The sequence below is a fragment of the Allochromatium vinosum DSM 180 genome (assembly GCF_000025485.1).
In the GTDB taxonomy this organism is placed as follows: Bacteria; Pseudomonadota; Gammaproteobacteria; order Chromatiales; family Chromatiaceae; genus Thermochromatium; species Thermochromatium vinosum.
On the sequence record NC_013851.1, the window covers coordinates 2,256,097 to 2,272,622 of the forward strand.

Consider the following 16,526-nt stretch of genomic DNA (forward strand, 5'->3'; position numbering starts at 1 on the left):
CATGACGCACACTACGGAGTACCGCCCCAAGTGCCCATGCGTCGAAAATTGGCATCATAGCACCTGGCCCCCAGCACATGACGCCAGATTGAGGTGATTTAGGCCATACTTAAGGAGTAGGATTGAAACATGGGTACGGTCGAGCGATCGTCCCTGTCATCGCCATTCCAGGAGGAGTCGCCTATGTATCGATCGATCCCAATACTGGCCTTGATGATGGCCGCCTCGGGGAGCTACGCCGCCGTAAAGGCGCCAACCCTGGGTATCGAGCCAACCCACAGCCTTGATCACAGCATTCTGCTGGCACAGGGGCCGCGCGGTCCCGGCGGCCCAGGTGGGGGGCCGTATGACTTCAGAGGTCCGGGGGGACCTGACCCTTATCCGCCCCGTGGTCCCAGAGGTCCGGGCGGTCCTGGCTTCTACCCAGGCCCCGGACCTGGTCCGGGACCGCGCCCGGCACCGCCGCCCGATCCGGGTCCGGCAGGCATCATTCCCAACATCCTGCCGTTGCTCTTGCCGCCCCCCCGTCCGTGACGGCTGACCCTGGGGATCCGCCGTCCTCGTAGGGTACGCACAGCGTACCCTACGCTCGATTCAGCGCAGACCGAACGCAGGCCCGCCCTCTTCGCCCGGACGATGATTCGGATCGGTCGGGATGCAGGCCAGCCCCTGAGATTGGATCATGCAGCGCCCCGCTATTTCGCCGCGTGCTGTCTGGATCAGACAGGCCGAACCCTGGGTACGGTCCACACAGGCATCGACGGCTTCGCGCGGCGGCTTGGGCGCGCGATCGGGTATCCCGCTCGCGGATGGCGGCGGCATCATGGTCGCGGCATCTCCAGGACCGAAACCGGCGCCGCCCGGTCCACCCGGCATCACACGCCCATCCGGCGGCGCACGATCCGGCACGCATACCCAGTCGCGCCCCCGCTCCTGACAGGTTCCCGCGATCGCATGGACGCCGTCCTCGAAGTAGCAGACCGCCGAAGCGGCCTTGTAGAGACAGGCGTCGAGGGCCGCGCGCGGCGGGCCGGACGATCGCGGCGGATCCTCGGCGCAACCCTGACCACAGACCGCCAGCCCCAACAGCGCCACAAAGCCGGCCAAACCCAAGCGCGCGCGTCTGATCGAAGCGTCCTTCCCCGCCATCGGTCTCAAGCCTCGACTGAGTCCTGACGTACCCGATAGGGATTGAGCGGCCCCTGGGCATACTCATCCGGCTCGAACGGGATGTAAGAGCGGGCATGGAACTGATGACAGACCTCGTCGGCGAAGAACGCCCCCTTGCGGGTCAGACCGGCGAACGCCCCCTTGTCCTCGACCAGCCCCTCGGCGACGAGCCGCTCCCAGAGTTCGGGGAAGGCTTCGTCGAACTCGATCCCGGTCAGTGCCCGATACTGCGCCTTGTCGACATCGCGGTTCTTGAGCGGCAGCACCACCGCCCAGCGCTTCTGCTCCTCGGCATTGCGCTTGATGCCGCGATTGACCGGCAACCAGCCCGAATCGATGCGCCGATAGTAGTCCTCGAAGGTCTGGGTGTTGAGCAGGAACCGATCGCGCAGACTGCTGAAGGCGGTCAGACCGAAACCGACCTGATCGTAGAGCTGGCAGCACTGATTGTGCGCATAGTGCGAGTATTTGGCCGGATCCTTGGAGAAGACGCGCCGCAGATTCTCCGTGTAACCGTGCTCGGCCAGGATCTCGATGGCGGCCTGCTTCATGCGGATCGCCTCCTCGAACGCCGGCAGTTCCTGCGGGCGCAGTTGGACGATCTTGTCGATCGGTCCCTGAGCATCGCCATAGGAGTCGATCTTGAGCCGATAGAGCTGGATCTCCTCGACATCCAGACGCGCGGCCTCATCGATCATGCGCATCCAGCCTTCGAGCGTCTGGCCCGGATAGCCGAAGATGAACTCGATGTTGAGCTGGAAGCCGTCGGCCCGGCAGGCCTCGATCGACGCGAGCGCGGTCTTGACGTCGTGCGGACGGTGCATCTTGCGCAGGATCTCGTCGTCGAGCGACTGCACGCCGATGGTGAGCCGGTCGACGCCGTGCTCGCGCAGGATACGCCGGCGTTCGGCGCCGTGCTGGTCGGTCAGGGTACCGGGATCGACGTCGAAGTTGAACTGGGTGACGCGCGAGCAGTCGACGCGCTCCTTGAAGCCGGTCAGCATCCGGTCCAGTTGCGCCGGAGTGAGCAGGGTCGGCGTGCCGCCGCCGACCAGGATCGAACGTGCCTGGAATTTCTGGATGCCGAGCCGATTGCGGAACAGATCCATCTCGCGCTCGAGCGCGTCCAGATAGCGTTCGGTCTCGTCGTGCGTCTTGTCGCCGAACTTTCCGAACTTCACCGGGTAGTGACAGAACAGACAGCGCTGCTCGCAGAACGGCAGATGCAGATAGATGTCGAACAGCCCATCGGGCGGAAGCACGTAGTCGTCGAGCAGCTCTTCCTCGGTCGCCTCCGGATACATGGTGATCGGCGGATAATGGACCGAGGGGAAGAAATCGCCCGACTGGGCGATCAGTCCCAGCTCGCGAAAGCGCGTGAAGTCCCGAACACGCGCCTCCAGGCTCTCGCGATGCGCGGCGGTCCTGGTTTCATCGGTCTTGATGCTCATGTCATTCATCGCTCTCACCTCGATTCACGCTGGAACGACCAGACCGGCGCGTTCAGCGATGGCGCGCAGATGGTCGTCGTTGGGCCGATAGCGGGTGTCGTCATAGATCGGGAACAGATGCTGGAACGCCTGCGGCGTCCCATCGTGGACGGTCAGTGTGTTGGCCCCGGCCATGAGTCCGAGATACTGACCATCGGCCTTGAGCTTCTCCAGCGAGCTGGTGGTCGGCATGAGCGCGTTCGGGTTCAGGATGCGCAGCAACGCCATGAAGTTGAGCGTCGTCTCCACGTCGCCACGCGGCTCGTGCTCATAGACGGTGCCGTGTCCGGGAATGAAGACCGAGGCGCTGACCATATCCAGATCCAGCTCGCTCAGGAAGCGCAGATCGCCGACCAGATCGTCCTCGGTCTGTCCCGGCAGACCGACGATGATGCCGCTGCCGACCATGAACCCCAATTCGAGCAGGTCGTCGAGGCACTGGCGTCGTTCGCTCCAGGTGTCGTGCGGCTTGGCCGCCTCGTAGAGCACGGGATTCGAGGCCTCGATCTTGAGCAGATAGCGATCGACGCCGGCCTCGCGCATCGCGCGGTACTGGTCGCGGCTCAAATTACCGATACAGCCGATCAGCTGGATGTCGGGTAGGCGATCCTTGATTTGGGCGCAGGCACGGATGACGTTGGCGACGAAGCGCCGATCCTTGTTCTCGCCCGATTGCAGCAGCAGCACGCGCCGACCGCGCTCGTGATGTAGAAAGGCCGCGATCTCGACCAGATCGTCGCTCGGAATGACGTACTTCTGGGTGTCCTCACAGCCGATGTTGCAATAGTTGCAGCGTTGCTTGCAGATATTGGAGATCTCGATGACGCTGCGCACCTCGGCGCGCCGGTCGGGAAAACCGCTGAGCCGCGCCTCGCGGGCGATCTCGAACAGCGCCTCCTGCGCCTGACCGCGTGCGTTCAGGGCGGTCTTGACCGATTCCGCGAACGCCTCGCCGGCCTGGATCCGTGCGCAGAGTGCGCGCGGATCGAGCGGCTGGATGGACTCGACTGTCTTCATACGACGAAACACCTCGATGGACGCGGTTCAAGTGAAAAGTGTTCTGGCCGAGATGATCGCCACGCCCGCGACCCCGACCAGACTCCCCGTCAAACGCCGGGCGCCGGGCGTCTCCCGATAGAACAGCGCCATGATCAGGAGCACGAACAGCGGCTCGGTCGACAGCAGGGTGTTGGCGATCGCCAGGGGCGTCAGCTTCATCGCCAGCAGCGACAGGAAGAATCCGCCCAGGGTCACGAAGGTCGCAATCAGACAGAAGCGGACCGCCAGACGCCAGTCGGACAGGATCGGACCCAACCAGTTGCCGCGTCCCAGATAAAACAGCGGCGCAAACAGGAACAACGACACCACGCCGCCGGCGATCCGCAGCCAGGTCGCCGTGAGCGCGTCGACCTCGCCGAGTGCGCCCTTGGCCATGGTCACGGAGACGGCCATCGCCATCACCGACCCCAGACCGAAGAGCACGCCGCGTCGGGTCGCGCGCACGTCCGCGTCCGTTCCCTGCCCGGCCTCGTCCTCGGGTGCCATCAGCACGATGGCCACACCCAGGATGACCAGTCCCACGCCCACCCATTGCAGCCAGAACAGCGACTCGCCCAGAAAGACCACGGCCATGGCGATGGTCGCCACCTGCCCCAGCAGCATGAGCTGCACCACGGTATGCGACGACAGCTCGCGCAACGCCTTGAAAAACAGCGTATCGGCCACCCCGATACCCAGCACGCCGCTGAAGAAGAGCACCAGGGCCGTGGTCCAGCTCATGGCGTTCGGACCGATCAGCCAAATCAGCCCCCCCAGAACGACCAGCCCGAAGACGCCCTTGGCGAAAGCCAGAGCCATGGCCGGCAACTGCTCGGCGAAGGGTTTCAGCAGCAGCGCACCAACCGCCCAGGTCGCCGCCGAACCGAGGGCGGCGAGGATACCGATCAGTTCCAGGGCCATGAGCGCCCCACACCGATCGGGACGTTCCAAGTCCTCATAGGATGCAATGTAGCCAAAGACTGCATACGGATTCCATCACGGATTTTGACGTTATCGGCACGCACGCTACGGCCCTGGAGTCAGACTTTGACGCAGGTCGTTCACGATTTCGCCCACGGACTGGGTGGTCGGTTCGCCCATCTCGTTGGGTTCCATGATGAGCCGGTCGGACTGGGCGCTCAGCGCGTCGAGGATGGCCGAAGCCTCGGCCGTGCGTCCTTCCTGGATGTATTGGCGGGCCAGATAGGTCTGGAGCGTCGGGATGGCATCGATCCCCTGATCGGTGACGACTTCGCCATAGGGCGAGGTGCTCACGAGCGACTCATAGTACATTTCCGCGCTCTGGGTATTGCGATTCATGGCCGCGTCGAGCGCCTGCTCGGCGACTGCCACGCTGGTGGCCCAGGACTCCGGATAGTTGGTCATGAGACTGTTGAGTGCGGCCTCGCGCTCGGCCCGCTCGGCCTGGGTCTCGTTACCGCGCTTCGGGCGCGCCTTCTGGCTGAGTTCGGTGAGACGCTGGAAATCGCTCTGACCATAGGTCTCCAGATCACGCTGGCGCATCTGGGTCGCACGTTCGCTGAGACGCTGACGACTCTCCTCGAAGCGCGCGCGCGTGGCGTACTGCTCACCGAGGGCCGTCAACAGCGGCTCGCTACCAGGCGGACCACTCAAGATCGGCGCCGCCGCGTCGAGTCCGGAGGCCCGCATCACGCGCGTGATCTGGGCGAGTTGGCGCTCCAGCCCCTCGATGCGCCGTGCCTGTTCGTCGAGCAGGCGTTCAGCGATCGAGCCGGGGGCCTCGCCGGCAGGCGCCATCTCAGGCGTCTCCGCGCGAACCGTCCGCGCACCCTCGACCTGGGGTTCCCGGATGTTTGCAGAGGCCATGTGATCGTCCGCACGCTTGTGTAGGGGCGAGAATTGCAGCCCGATCGCGACGAGCGACAAAATCAGGGCGATGGCGCCCAGAATCAGTGCCGACTGTGGTGATTTCATGATTGTGAACTCCGGTATGAATGCGAACGCCAGACGCCGTCTCGGGTGCGACCATCGCTGTACTCAGCGTGAGAACACCATCAGATAGCGCTGCGGGATCACCTGCTCGCTGGATTCGAGTTCAAAGCCATAGGCCTTCAACTGCGAGGCGATCAGCTCCTGGCGAATGTAGGGACCATGGTAGGGCAACAGGCCGTCCTCGACCGGACCGTTGTCGACGATCACCAGATGCCCCTCGGGCTTCAGGGCTTTGAGGATGCTGGCGATCATGCCGTCACGCTCGGCCTGGGAGGAGACACCATAGAGGATGTGATAGAGCGAGCACATGAAGACCATATCGGCCGTGCCGGGGTCCGGAATCTCGAAGCCATCGGTGGCCGAGACCGTGCCGACGACCTGTTTCAAGCCCCATTTGCTCGCCAGGCCATTGAGATATTCGACGTGAGAGTCCTTGGTGTCGAAGGCCAGCACCTGCCCCGTCGACCCGACCCGCTCGGCGAATTTGAACGTGTAGAAACCGGGACCGCTGCCGATGTCGACCACCCGGTCGCCGGCCTTCAGCGGCAGACGCTCCATGATCTTGGGCGACTGCTCCCAACTGTCGCGCTTCGGGTTGTTGAAGAGGATGAAATCCTCCAATGCCTGACGGCGGATGATGCCGATCTCGCGCGTCTTCTCGTCGGTCGCCTCCTCGATCGGAATAGAGGTTGCCTCCAGCTTGTATTTCCTGGCGATGTAGAACTTGAGATCGGCGTAGTCGTTCCGAGCGAGATAGGCGATGAACTCGGCCGTGAGTGGATCGCGCGTCAATTCACGCCTCTCGTCCTCAGTGGCGATCAGATACCGGGCGATCCATTGCAGGGCGGTGTATTCGCCGCCGAAGTTTTCGTTGGGGATGATCTTGTCGTAGAGCTGGATCGCTTGGCGCGCGGCCGCGGCATCTGAGTCGTTGAGTGCCTTGAGCATCAATCGGCCGGCAGCGATGCCGAAGGGCGTGATGTCGAAGGAGTCGAGGCTGCCGATGTGGATCACGGAATGCGAGTCGCTCACGCGAATCGAGTCCTGCTCCGGCGCCTGGGTGTAGACCGGCGGCTTGGGCGCCTGGGGCGCGCTCTTGCGCAGCACCAGCAGATAACGGTAGGGCGACAGATCCTCGTTCGCGACCAGCTCGAAGCCATAGTGATAGAGCTGGGCCTGGACGAACTCCCGATCCACGTAAGCATTGTGCAGCGAAGCGCCGTCATGGTCGCGATTGTCGAGCACGACCAGATAACCGCCCGGGCGCAGCGTCTGGTTCAGGGTCTCCATGAACGCGTCGCGCTCGGTCGGCTGGCTCCAGGCGTAGAGCACATGATAGAGCGAGGAAATGAAGACCAGATCGGTCGGGTCGCGCACCACGATGTCGTTTGGCTTGGAGTGCACGGGGCGCACGCCGTCGATGCCGGACTGGTCGACGAAGGTCTTGAGCTGCGCGACATAGGCCTCCTCGGTATCGGCGGCATACACGACCGCCTCCGGTCCCAGCGCCTCGGCGATCCGGGTCGAGAAGTAGCCGAAACCCGCGCCCAGGTCGATCACCCGGCGCACCTTGGGTTCGAGTCCGGCGATGATCTCGACGACCCGGTCGGTGGCATCCCACTGCGAGCGCATCGGGTTGTTGAACAGCAGCAGGTCGTCGAGAAAGGTGAGCCGGTCCAGGTGCGTCTCGGGATCGTTCGGCGTGTAGTCGCCCGCGCGATACTTGCGCTGGAGATATTCCCGCAAGTTCCTGGCGTCCTCGCCGAGGAAGAAGTCGAAATACGCCCGCTCCAGCCTGGATTCGGGACGCGCCGCCTCCAGGCCGACCGCGTTGGCGTGCAGCCAGGCCCGTCCCAGCCAGATCAGGGCCGAACCATTGCCGCCCGGAACCTCGCCTGACTGATGGGTTTCGATGCCTTCGATCGCGCGGGCGACCCGGTCGGGATCCCGGGTCTCCAGCCCCTCGAAGAGCATCTGAGCACTCGCGCGCGCCGCCTCGGTCACTGGATTGGGGACGGCCCCGACACGCACCATCGAACGCTTGCCCGGCAAGGGTACCTCAAGCGCCGGCGAGGCCGGTTCGGTCGCCAACACAGGTTGGACAATGGCGATCGCCAGCAAGGAGGTAAGCAGCAACGGCAGCATGGTGAGTGGTCCCAGCGATAAAAGAGCGCAAGGTTAGCAAAGCAAGCGCCATTCAGCGACCCGAACCGCTCCGGGCGCCCTGGAAGTAATAACTGAGTTTGTCCGAGAGATTGAGATATTCGATCTGGGTCTGGGTCAGTTCGGAGCGATGCAGGCTCTCGCGAATCCCGGTCCCCTCCTCGATCAGATCCAGCACCAGAGCCTCCTCGGCGGGGATCTCGTCGGAGTAGACCAGCACGTTGGGCTTGAGCAGGTCGTCGGCGTTGATCGAGATGACGACCGCGATGCGCTCGTCGTTCAGACGCACCACGGTACCGGGCGGATAGACGCCCAGGTTGGTGATGAAGGTCGTCAAGACCTTGGGGTCGTAGCACTGACGCTCCTTGGAATACATGCGCGAGACGGCCTGATGCGGCGAGAGGCCGCGTTCGCCGCCGAAGCCGTTGCAGAGATTGTCGTAGCGATTGACCACAGTCAGGATACGTGTGAGCAATCCGATATCGTTGGCACGCAGTCCGCCGGGATAACCGCTGCCATCCAGATGCTCGTGATGCTTGGCGATGATCTCGATGACACCGACCGGCAGTGTACCGATCTGACGGGCGATCTCGGCGCCGTAACGCGGATGCTGCTCATAGAAGCGTCGCTCGGGTTCGATGAGCGGCTCTTTCTTCATCAGGATCTGGGCGGGGATCTTCAGGTGCCCCAGGTCATGGAAGAGTCCGCCCTGACCGAGCAGACGCAACTGTCCCTGTTCGAGTCCCAGCTTGCGCCCGAGCACCAACGCCAGAGCCGAGACATTGATGGCATGGTTGTAGCTGTTCTCGTCCTGATGCTTGAGATTGACCAGCTGCACCGTCGTCTCGGCGTCCTCGGTCAGCTCGCCGACCATGCTGTCGACCAGCTCGCCGGCCTCCTCGGCCGCCTGCGCGGGCGATGAGCGCAGATGCGCCATGAGTTTGCGCGCCAGACCCACTTTCTGGACATAGGACTTGGCACACTGGTTCAGGCGTGAGCGGCGCTGCTTCAGGCGCTGGATACGCTCGTTCTTCTCGGCCCAGAGCGTCGATTGAAGATCGTCCTGGCTGTCGTCGGCCGGATCCGTGGTGTTCTCGGGCACGGCTTCAGCCAATTCTTCCTCGCTGAAGGCTTCGCTGCGATCCAGGTCGACTTTGACCTGCTCGATGTCGAGCTGGCGCAGGATGCTCAGTTGACGCTGATTGCGGATCTTGAAATTGTTCGTCAAGAACGGATGGCTCATCCAGGGCAGATCGAGCATCACGAACAGGCCGATGCGTAGCTGAGTCTTGTCGAGAAACTTTTCGTTCACGTGTCGAACCGCATCCTGACTGTTTAGGCTTGGGTTTGTGCGTGCTCCGGCTCTCGCGACCCCGTGCGGGCGATCGGCGGAATGTAGTTGGCGTGATTCTATAACGGTTGTATGTCCCGTCGTCCGACTCGTTCCATCACGCGCGGCTTGATTCTGCGCGCGCCCACTTGTAGCTTGCATCACCAAGCCGCGTCCGGCATGACATGTCTCTTCAGGATCGAACCCCAGTGACCGACTACAAGCCCACACTCAACCTCCCCAAGACCGATTTCGCCATGAAGGCCAACCTCGCCCAGCGCGAGCCCGAGATGCTCAAGCGCTGGGAGACGCTCGACGTCTACGGCCAGATCCGCGCCGCGCGCGCCGGAGCGCCGACCTTCATCCTGCACGACGGCCCGCCCTACGCCAATGGCGAGATCCATATCGGTCATGCCGTCAACAAGGTCTTGAAGGACATCATCGTCAAGTCGCGCACGCTCGACGGCTTCGATGCCCCGTACGTGCCCGGCTGGGACTGCCACGGGTTGCCGATCGAGTTGCAGGTCGAGAAGAAGCACGGCAAGCCGGGGCACAAGATCAGCGCCGCCGAGTTCCGGGTCGCCTGCCGCGACTATGCCGCCAAGCAGGTCGACAAGCAGCGGATCGACTTCAAGCGGCTCGGCGTGCTCGGCGACTGGGAGCGCCCCTATCTGACCATGGACTTCGGTTTCGAGGCCGAGATCATCCGCTCGCTCGGGCGCATCATCGCCAACGGACATTTGCAGAAGGGTGAGAAGCCGGTGCACTGGTGTGTCGACTGCGGTTCGGCGCTGGCCGAGGCCGAGGTCGAGTATGCCGACAAGCAATCCATCGCCATCGACGTGCGTTTTGCGGTGGTCGATCCGGCCATGCTCGAACTACGCTGCCATGGCAGCCCCAACGGGTGCGGCGAGGGGCCGGTCTCGGTCGTGATCTGGACCACCACGCCCTGGACCCTGCCCGCGAACCAGGCCGTCGCGCTCAATGCCGAACTCGAGTACGTCATCGTCGAGGCCGTCACCGAGCAGGGCCGCGAACGGCTGCTGGTCGCCGAGGGACTGCTCAAGGACACCATGGATCGCTGGAGCGTCCAGGAGTATCGGGTCGTCGGCTACGGACGCGGCATCGACTTCGAAGGGGTCAAGCTGCGTCATCCCTTCTATGATCGCGAGGTGCCGATCATCGTCGGCGAGCATGTCACGCTGGACGCCGGTACCGGCGCCGTCCACACTGCGCCCGGCCATGGTCTGGAGGACTACATCGTCGGTCAACGCTATGGTCTGGCAGTCGACAATCCGGTCGGCGGCGACGGGCGCTTCCTGCCCGGCACCCCGCTGTTCGAGGGCGAGAACGTTTTCAAGGCCAACGAGCATGTGGTCGAGGTGCTCAAGCAGCACGGCGCGCTGCTCCTGGAGACACGCTTCACCCACAGCTACCCGCACTGCTGGCGTCACAAGACGCCGATCATCTTCCGCGCCACGCCGCAATGGTTCATCAGCATGGACAAGCAGGGCTTGCGCGACACCGCCCTGAGCGAGATCGAAGGGGTGCGCTGGATGCCCGATTGGGGCCAGAGCCGCATCGAGGGCATGGTGCGCGGCCGGCCCGACTGGTGCATCTCGCGCCAGCGCACCTGGGGCGTGCCGATTCCGCTGTTCGTCCACAAGGAGACCGGCGCGCTGCATCCGCGCACCGATGAGCTGATCGAGCTGGTGGCCAAGCGGGTCGAGAAGCACGGCATCGAGGCCTGGTTCGCGCTGGAGCCGGCCGATCTGCTCGCCGACGAGGGTGCGCTCTACGACAAGGTGCACGATACCCTGGACGTCTGGTTCGACTCGGGCGTGACCCATGCCTGCGTGCTCGAACATCGCGACGGACTGAGCACCCCGGCCGATCTCTATCTGGAAGGCTCGGACCAGCATCGCGGCTGGTTCCAGTCCTCGCTCATGACCTCGGTGGCCATGCACGGGCGTGCGCCCTATCGTCAGGTACTCACCCACGGCTTCACCGTCGATGCCAAGGGCGAGAAGATGTCCAAATCCAAGGGCAACGTGGTCAGCCCGCAGGATGTGATGAAGACGCTCGGGGCCGACATCATCCGGCTGTGGGTGGCGGCGACCGATTATCGCAGCGAGATGAGCGTCTCCGACGAGATCCTCAAGCGCACGGCGGACGCCTACCGACGTATCCGCAACACGGCGCGCTTCCTGCTCGCCAATCTGGAAGGCTTCGACCCGGCGGTCAACTGTGTCGCACCGTCGGAGATGATCGAACTCGACCGCTGGGCCGTCGACCGCGCGCACCGGCTGCAACAGGAGGTGATCGCGGCGTATCGGGACTATCAGTTCCATCTGATCTATCAGAAGGTGCAGCAGTTCTGCGTGGTCGACCTGGGCGGGTTCTATCTCGACGTCATCAAGGACCGTCAGTACACCACCCCGGCCGACAGCCTGCCGCGTCGCTCGTGCCAGACGGCGATGTATCACATCATCGAGGCCATGAGCCGCTGGCTGGCGCCCATCCTCAGCTTCACCGCCGATGAGATCTGGGCCGCGATTCCGGGTGAGCGCGCCGAGACCATCTTCACCGAGACCTGGTACGAGGGGCTGTTCGCGCTCGACGCCGGCGATTCGATGGACCGCGCCTTCTGGGATCAGGTGATCACCGCGCGTCTGGCGATCGGTCCGGCGCTGGAGAATGCGCGCAAGGGCGGAGCGATTGGTTCGTCGCTCGACGCCGAGCTGGATCTGTACTGCTCGGAGGCGCTGCTCGATGTGCTGGGCCGGCTCGGAGAGGAACTGCGCTTTGCGCTCATCGTCTCCGAGACGCGCCTGCACCCGCTGGCCGCGCGTCCGGATGATGCGGTCGCGACCGAGCTGGATGGACTGGCCGTGCGCGTCAGTGCCTCCGAGCACGCCAAATGCGTGCGTTGCTGGCACCATCGCGCCGACGTGGGCGTCAATCCGGAGCATCCCGAACTCTGCGGACGCTGTGCCGAGAACGTCGCCGGCAGCGGCGAGACGCGGCGCTTCGCCTGATCGAACGAACCGCACTTCAACACGGATATTCAGCCTTGAAAAACTGGCTCTGGCTCTCACTGGCGATCCTCGTACTGGATCAGGCCAGCAAATGGATGGTGCTCCTGGCGCTCGAACCCTACGAGGTCGTCGCACTGATGCCCAACGTCAATCTGACGCTCATGTTCAACACCGGCGCGGCCTTCAGTTTCCTGGCAGACTCCGGCGGCTGGCAGCGCTGGTTCTTCGTGGTGCTGGCGCTCATCGTCAGCGGCGTGCTGGTCGGCTGGCTGCGGCGGCTTCCGGCCCATGAACGCCTGCACGCCGCCGCGCTGGCGCTCATCATCGGCGGCGCGGTCGGCAACCTCATCGACCGCGCGCTACTCGGGCATGTGGTCGACTTCATCCAGGTCTATCTGCCCGTCATCCCGCTGGCGATCTTCAACCCCTGGCCGGCGTTCAACATCGCCGACAGCGCCATCACGATCGGCGTGGTCCTGTTGCTGCTCGCCACCCTGCGCACCGAGGCACCACGCGCATGAGAATCGCGATCCTCTCGCGCAATGCCTCGCTCTACTCCACGCGCCGTCTGGTCGAGGCGGCGCGCGCGCGCGGGCACGAGACCAAGGTGATCGACGTGTTGCGCTGCTACATGAACATCACCTCGCACGCCCCATCGATCCACTACAAGGGCGACGACCTCACCGACTTCGATGCCGTCATCCCGCGCATCGGCGCCTCCGTGACCTTCTACGGCACGGCGGTGCTGCGTCAGTTCGAGATGATGGGCGTCTATCCGCTCAACGAGTCGGTGGCCATCTCGCGCGCACGCGACAAGCTGCGCTCGCTGCAACTCCTGGCACGCAAGGGCATCGGGCTGCCGATCACCGGCTTTGCCCATGCCCCGGACGATGTGCAGGATCTGATCAAGATGGTCGGCGGCGCGCCCCTGGTCATCAAGCTCCTGGAAGGCACCCAGGGCATCGGCGTGGTGCTGGCCGAGACCCACAAGGCGGCCGAGAGCGTGATCGAGGCGTTCATGGGCCTCAAGGCCAACATCCTGGTGCAGGAATACATCAAGGAAGCCAATGGCGCCGACATCCGCTGTTTCGTCATCGGCGACAAGGTGGTGGCGACCATGAAGCGTCAGGCCAAGGCCGGCGAGTTCCGCTCCAACCTGCACCGTGGCGGTACGGCCTCGCTGATCCGCATCACGCCCGAGGAACGCTCGACTGCCGTTCGCGCGGCACGCATCGTCGGGCTGAACGTGGCCGGCGTCGACATCCTGCGTTCCAATCACGGACCTGTGGTGATGGAGGTCAACTCATCGCCCGGACTCGAAGGCATCGAGTCGGCCACCGGCAAGGACATCGCCGGACTCATGATCGACTTCATCGAGAAGAACGCGGCCATCGGCAAGACACGCACCCGCGGTCAGGGCTAGCGTTCACTTCAGCACCAGCGTCAGCTGATTCGCGTCGTCATCGATGGTCATGCGGAAACGCCCGAGCAGGCTCATGCCCAGCAGCGAGGTTCCGCCCAGACGCTGGTCGTCGATGAACGCGACCTCCACGTCCGCGAGTCGCTTGGAACCGACCCAGATGGCCGCGACCCGCCCGATACGCGCCTCGACCGCGCCGTTGGCCGTCTGGACCTGCTGTTGCAGGAGTGCATCCGGCGTCAGGCCGAGCGAGGCGATCCGCGAGACCGGCAGCACCACGCGATCGGCTCCCGTGTCGATGAGCATCGATTCCTGGATGGGCGCACCGCCGGATGTCCCTTCCAGTCCCAGCGTCACCAGATGCGAGACCCCGCGGCGCTGGGTCGCCAGCACGATCTCGTCCCCGCTCGCCGGCGCCGTCTCCGGCGACTCGCCGCCTTCGACCACCATGGGCGGCGGCACATAGGCGGCTTTCTCTCCGAGGATGATGACACGTTCGATGCCGGCGTCCGGCGTCTGCACGATCACATGATCGAAGTCTTCCAGGAGCAGATGCAGTCGCTCGATGAGCGTTTCACCGGCCGAGTGCGCTGTGGCGCCTTGGGTCTGTTCGAGACCGCGCACGTCGAAATCGAGTTCGCGGCTGAGTCGGTCGAGTTCGGTGGCGACCTCGACCCGAGCGGATTGAGCGGGCATCGTCCGCCCCGGCGCCTGGGCTTGGACCAGCCCGATGCCGAACAACAACAGCACGGTCAGCGAGCGTGGGTCGAACGTCGGCATGGTCGAGCACTCCGTCGGGACGATGAGATCCCGCCATTATAGTCGTGAGCCCTGCGTCTGATTGACCCGAGGTCTTTGAAAAAGTCAGGAATATTAGCGTTTCTTAACGTAACATGATCGCCTCTCCAACCCACACGTAACCATACACGAGGACACGCCATGCTCGACGCCATCCGTGCCCTGTCCAAGACGGACATCGCGGGCGCCGCCTTTGCCGTTGCCGCCATCTATCTGGCCGGAATCGTCCCGACGGCCGAGATCGCCTGGGTGAGCGGTTTTCTGCTGCTGACGGTCTTTCTGTTCGCTTTCGAGGTTGTCAGTGTCGACGTGGCGGCGATCACCGTCATGGTGCTGCTGGGTCTGACGAGCCTGGCTGCGCCCCTGATGGGCCTCGAACAGGGACTGGTGCCGGTCGAGCATCTGTTCGACGGTTTCGCCAGTAATGCCGTGATCTCGATCATCGCGGTCATGATCGTCGGCGCCGGGCTGGACAAGACCGGGATCATGTCCAAGGTCGCCGCCTTCATCATGCGTATCGGCGGCTCGACCGAGAAGCGCATCATCCCGCTGATCTCGGGCACGGTCGGGGTCATCTCCAGCTTCATGCAGAACGTCGGCGCCGCCGCGCTCTTCATCCCCGTCGTCAGCCGCATCTCGGCGCGCACCGGGTTGCCGATGTCGCGACTGCTCATGCCCATGGGCTTTTGCGCCCTGCTCGGCGGCACCATCACCATGGTCGGTTCCAGCCCGCTGATCCTGCTCAACGATCTGATCCTGACCTCCAATCAGGCTCTGCCCGAGGGCGTGGCGCCGATGAAGACCTTCGGGCTGTTCGACGTGACGCCGATCGGTGTCGCGCTCCTGCTCACGGGCATCGTCTATTTCGTGCTGGCCGGGCGTCTGGTGCTGCCGGTCCATGGCGCGACCAAAGCCGAGGGCGGCGACACCCGCACCTATTTTGCCGAGACCTATGGTCTGACCGACTTCGAGATCGGCGAATTCCGTGTGCCCAACAGCGACAGCCATCTGATCGGGATGAGCGTCGATGAGCTGGAACAGACCTGGCGGGTGCGTCTGGTCGGCGTCGAGAAGGGCGACGGACTGCGCTTCGGTGCCGATGGCGTCGACCGCACGCTCGGCATCACGCCCGGCAGCACACTGGCGCTGCTCGGTACGGCCGATTCGCTCCTGGACGTGGCCAACGCCAACAAGCTCGTACGCAAGCGCGATCTCGACCGCTTCGCCGAGGTCATGTCCGCGACCAAGTCCGGTGTCGCCGAGATCGTCATCCCGCCCGGTTCCAGCCTGATCGGCAAGACCGCGCGTGATGTCTGGATGCGCAAGACCTATGGTCTGTCGCTGCTGGCCATCAATCGCGGCGGCACCCAGATCACCTACAAGACCGGCGGGGTGCGCAACACGCCCTTCGCCGCCGGTGACGCGCTGGTGGTGCAGACCACCTGGGCCGATCTGGCGCGCCTGGAGAAGGATCGCAACTTCGTGGTCGTCACCACCGAGTATCCGCACGAGGAACTGCGTCCGCACAAGGTCTCGGCCGCGCTCGCGCTCTTCGTGCTGACCATCAGCCTGATCCTGTTCACCGATCTGCGGCTCTCGGTCGCGCTGCTGGTGGGCGCGCTCGGCATGGTGCTCACGCGGGTGCTGACCATGGAGGAAGCCTATCAGGCCGTGAGCTGGAAGACGGTGTTCCTGCTCGCCTCGCTCATTCCGCTGGGGATGGCGGTCGAACAGACGGGCACGGCGGCCTGGATCGCCGAACAGACGCTGGCCGCGCTCGGGGATGTGCCGGTCTGGGTGATACAGCTCTCGCTGGCGGGTCTGGCCACGGCCTTCACTCTGGTGATGTCGAACGTCGGCGCCACCGTGCTGCTGGTGCCGCTGGCGGTCAACATGGCGCTCGGCGCCGGGGCCGATCCGGCCATCTTCGCGCTCACGGTCGCCATCGCCACCTCCAACTCCTTCCTGCTGCCGACCCATCAGGTCAATGCGCTCATCATGGGACCGGGCGGCTATCGGGTGGCCGACTATATGCGTGCCGGCAGCCTCATGACAGTGCTGTTCCTGGTGGTGGCGCTGACCATGATCAATCTGGTCATGTAGGG

General features: G+C 64.2%; 12 protein-coding genes. 4 read left to right on the top strand and 8 right to left on the bottom strand.

What is annotated here, in order from left to right:
* Positions 1-594: 594 nt before the first annotated feature.
* The 7 genes from ALVIN_RS09790 to ALVIN_RS09820 all read right to left on the bottom strand — a co-directional run bounded on the left by ALVIN_RS09790 (position 595) and on the right by ALVIN_RS09820 (position 9,147).
* Complete coding sequence (locus tag ALVIN_RS09790; protein WP_012971167.1) at positions 595-1,149, bottom strand: hypothetical protein; 555 nt, start codon at positions 1,147-1,149, stop codon at positions 595-597.
* A gap of 5 nt (positions 1,150-1,154) precedes the next feature.
* Positions 1,155-2,630, bottom strand: a complete 1,476-nt coding sequence (locus tag ALVIN_RS09795) for a coproporphyrinogen-III oxidase family protein (protein WP_012971168.1) — start codon at positions 2,628-2,630, stop codon at positions 1,155-1,157.
* 15 nt (positions 2,631-2,645) lie between these two features.
* Positions 2,646-3,677 carry a biotin synthase BioB gene (locus ALVIN_RS09800; RefSeq protein WP_012971169.1) on the bottom strand — a complete coding sequence of 344 codons (1,032 nt, stop codon included), beginning with the start codon at positions 3,675-3,677 and terminating at the stop codon, positions 2,646-2,648.
* A gap of 27 nt (positions 3,678-3,704) precedes the next feature.
* Positions 3,705-4,619, bottom strand: coding sequence for a DMT family transporter (locus ALVIN_RS09805; protein WP_012971170.1), 915 nt, complete (start codon positions 4,617-4,619; stop codon positions 3,705-3,707).
* Positions 4,620-4,724: 105 nt separating this feature from the next.
* Positions 4,725-5,654: a hypothetical protein gene (locus tag ALVIN_RS09810; protein WP_012971171.1), complete on the bottom strand. Its 930-nt coding sequence runs from the start codon at positions 5,652-5,654 to the stop codon at positions 4,725-4,727.
* Between the two features lie 63 nt (positions 5,655-5,717).
* Positions 5,718-7,817: a methyltransferase domain-containing protein gene (locus ALVIN_RS16650; RefSeq protein ID WP_012971172.1), complete on the bottom strand. Its 2,100-nt coding sequence runs from the start codon at positions 7,815-7,817 to the stop codon at positions 5,718-5,720.
* A 52-nt stretch (positions 7,818-7,869) separates the two neighbouring features.
* Complete coding sequence (locus tag ALVIN_RS09820) at positions 7,870-9,147, bottom strand: HD-GYP domain-containing protein (RefSeq protein ID WP_012971173.1); 1,278 nt, start codon at positions 9,145-9,147, stop codon at positions 7,870-7,872.
* A 227-nt stretch (positions 9,148-9,374) separates the two neighbouring features.
* Between ALVIN_RS09820 and ileS the strand changes: the two genes are divergently transcribed.
* The 3 genes from ileS to rimK are packed head-to-tail and all read left to right on the top strand — an operon-like array spanning position 9,375 to position 13,626.
* On the top strand, positions 9,375-12,203 hold the full coding sequence (gene ileS / locus ALVIN_RS09825) for an isoleucine--tRNA ligase (RefSeq protein ID WP_012971174.1): 2,829 nt from the start codon (positions 9,375-9,377) through the stop codon (positions 12,201-12,203).
* A gap of 35 nt (positions 12,204-12,238) precedes the next feature.
* Positions 12,239-12,724: a signal peptidase II gene (gene lspA / locus ALVIN_RS09830; RefSeq protein ID WP_012971175.1), complete on the top strand. Its 486-nt coding sequence runs from the start codon at positions 12,239-12,241 to the stop codon at positions 12,722-12,724.
* Positions 12,721-13,626: a 30S ribosomal protein S6--L-glutamate ligase gene (gene rimK, locus ALVIN_RS09835; protein ID WP_012971176.1), complete on the top strand. Its 906-nt coding sequence runs from the start codon at positions 12,721-12,723 to the stop codon at positions 13,624-13,626. Before lspA ends, rimK begins: the two co-directional genes overlap by 4 nt.
* 3 nt (positions 13,627-13,629) lie before the next feature.
* Here the strand turns inward: rimK and ALVIN_RS09840 are convergent, their stop codons facing one another.
* Positions 13,630-14,403 (bottom strand): retropepsin-like aspartic protease family protein, encoded by a 774-nt coding sequence (locus tag ALVIN_RS09840; RefSeq protein ID WP_012971177.1) that lies wholly within the window; start codon positions 14,401-14,403, stop codon positions 13,630-13,632.
* A 159-nt stretch (positions 14,404-14,562) separates the two neighbouring features.
* Between ALVIN_RS09840 and ALVIN_RS09845 the strand changes: the two genes are divergently transcribed.
* Positions 14,563-16,524, top strand: a complete 1,962-nt coding sequence (locus ALVIN_RS09845; protein WP_012971178.1) for an SLC13 family permease — start codon at positions 14,563-14,565, stop codon at positions 16,522-16,524.
* Positions 16,525-16,526 lie beyond the last annotated feature (2 nt).

Coding starts and splice junctions, on each gene's coding strand:
- ALVIN_RS16650 (WP_012971172.1), bottom strand. CDS start 7,817: ATGCTGCCGTTGCTGCTTACCTCCTTGCTGGCGATCGCCATTGTCCAA.
- ALVIN_RS09805 (WP_012971170.1), bottom strand. CDS start 4,619: ATGGCCCTGGAACTGATCGGTATCCTCGCCGCCCTCGGTTCGGCGGCG.
- ALVIN_RS09845 (WP_012971178.1), top strand. CDS start 14,563: ATGCTCGACGCCATCCGTGCCCTGTCCAAGACGGACATCGCGGGCGCC.
- ALVIN_RS09795 (WP_012971168.1), bottom strand. CDS start 2,630: ATGAATGACATGAGCATCAAGACCGATGAAACCAGGACCGCCGCGCAT.
- ALVIN_RS09800 (WP_012971169.1), bottom strand. CDS start 3,677: ATGAAGACAGTCGAGTCCATCCAGCCGCTCGATCCGCGCGCACTCTGC.
- ALVIN_RS09810 (WP_012971171.1), bottom strand. CDS start 5,654: ATGAAATCACCACAGTCGGCACTGATTCTGGGCGCCATCGCCCTGATT.
- ALVIN_RS09790 (WP_012971167.1), bottom strand. CDS start 1,149: ATGGCGGGGAAGGACGCTTCGATCAGACGCGCGCGCTTGGGTTTGGCC.
- rimK (WP_012971176.1), top strand. CDS start 12,721: ATGAGAATCGCGATCCTCTCGCGCAATGCCTCGCTCTACTCCACGCGC.
- ALVIN_RS09840 (WP_012971177.1), bottom strand. CDS start 14,403: ATGCCGACGTTCGACCCACGCTCGCTGACCGTGCTGTTGTTGTTCGGC.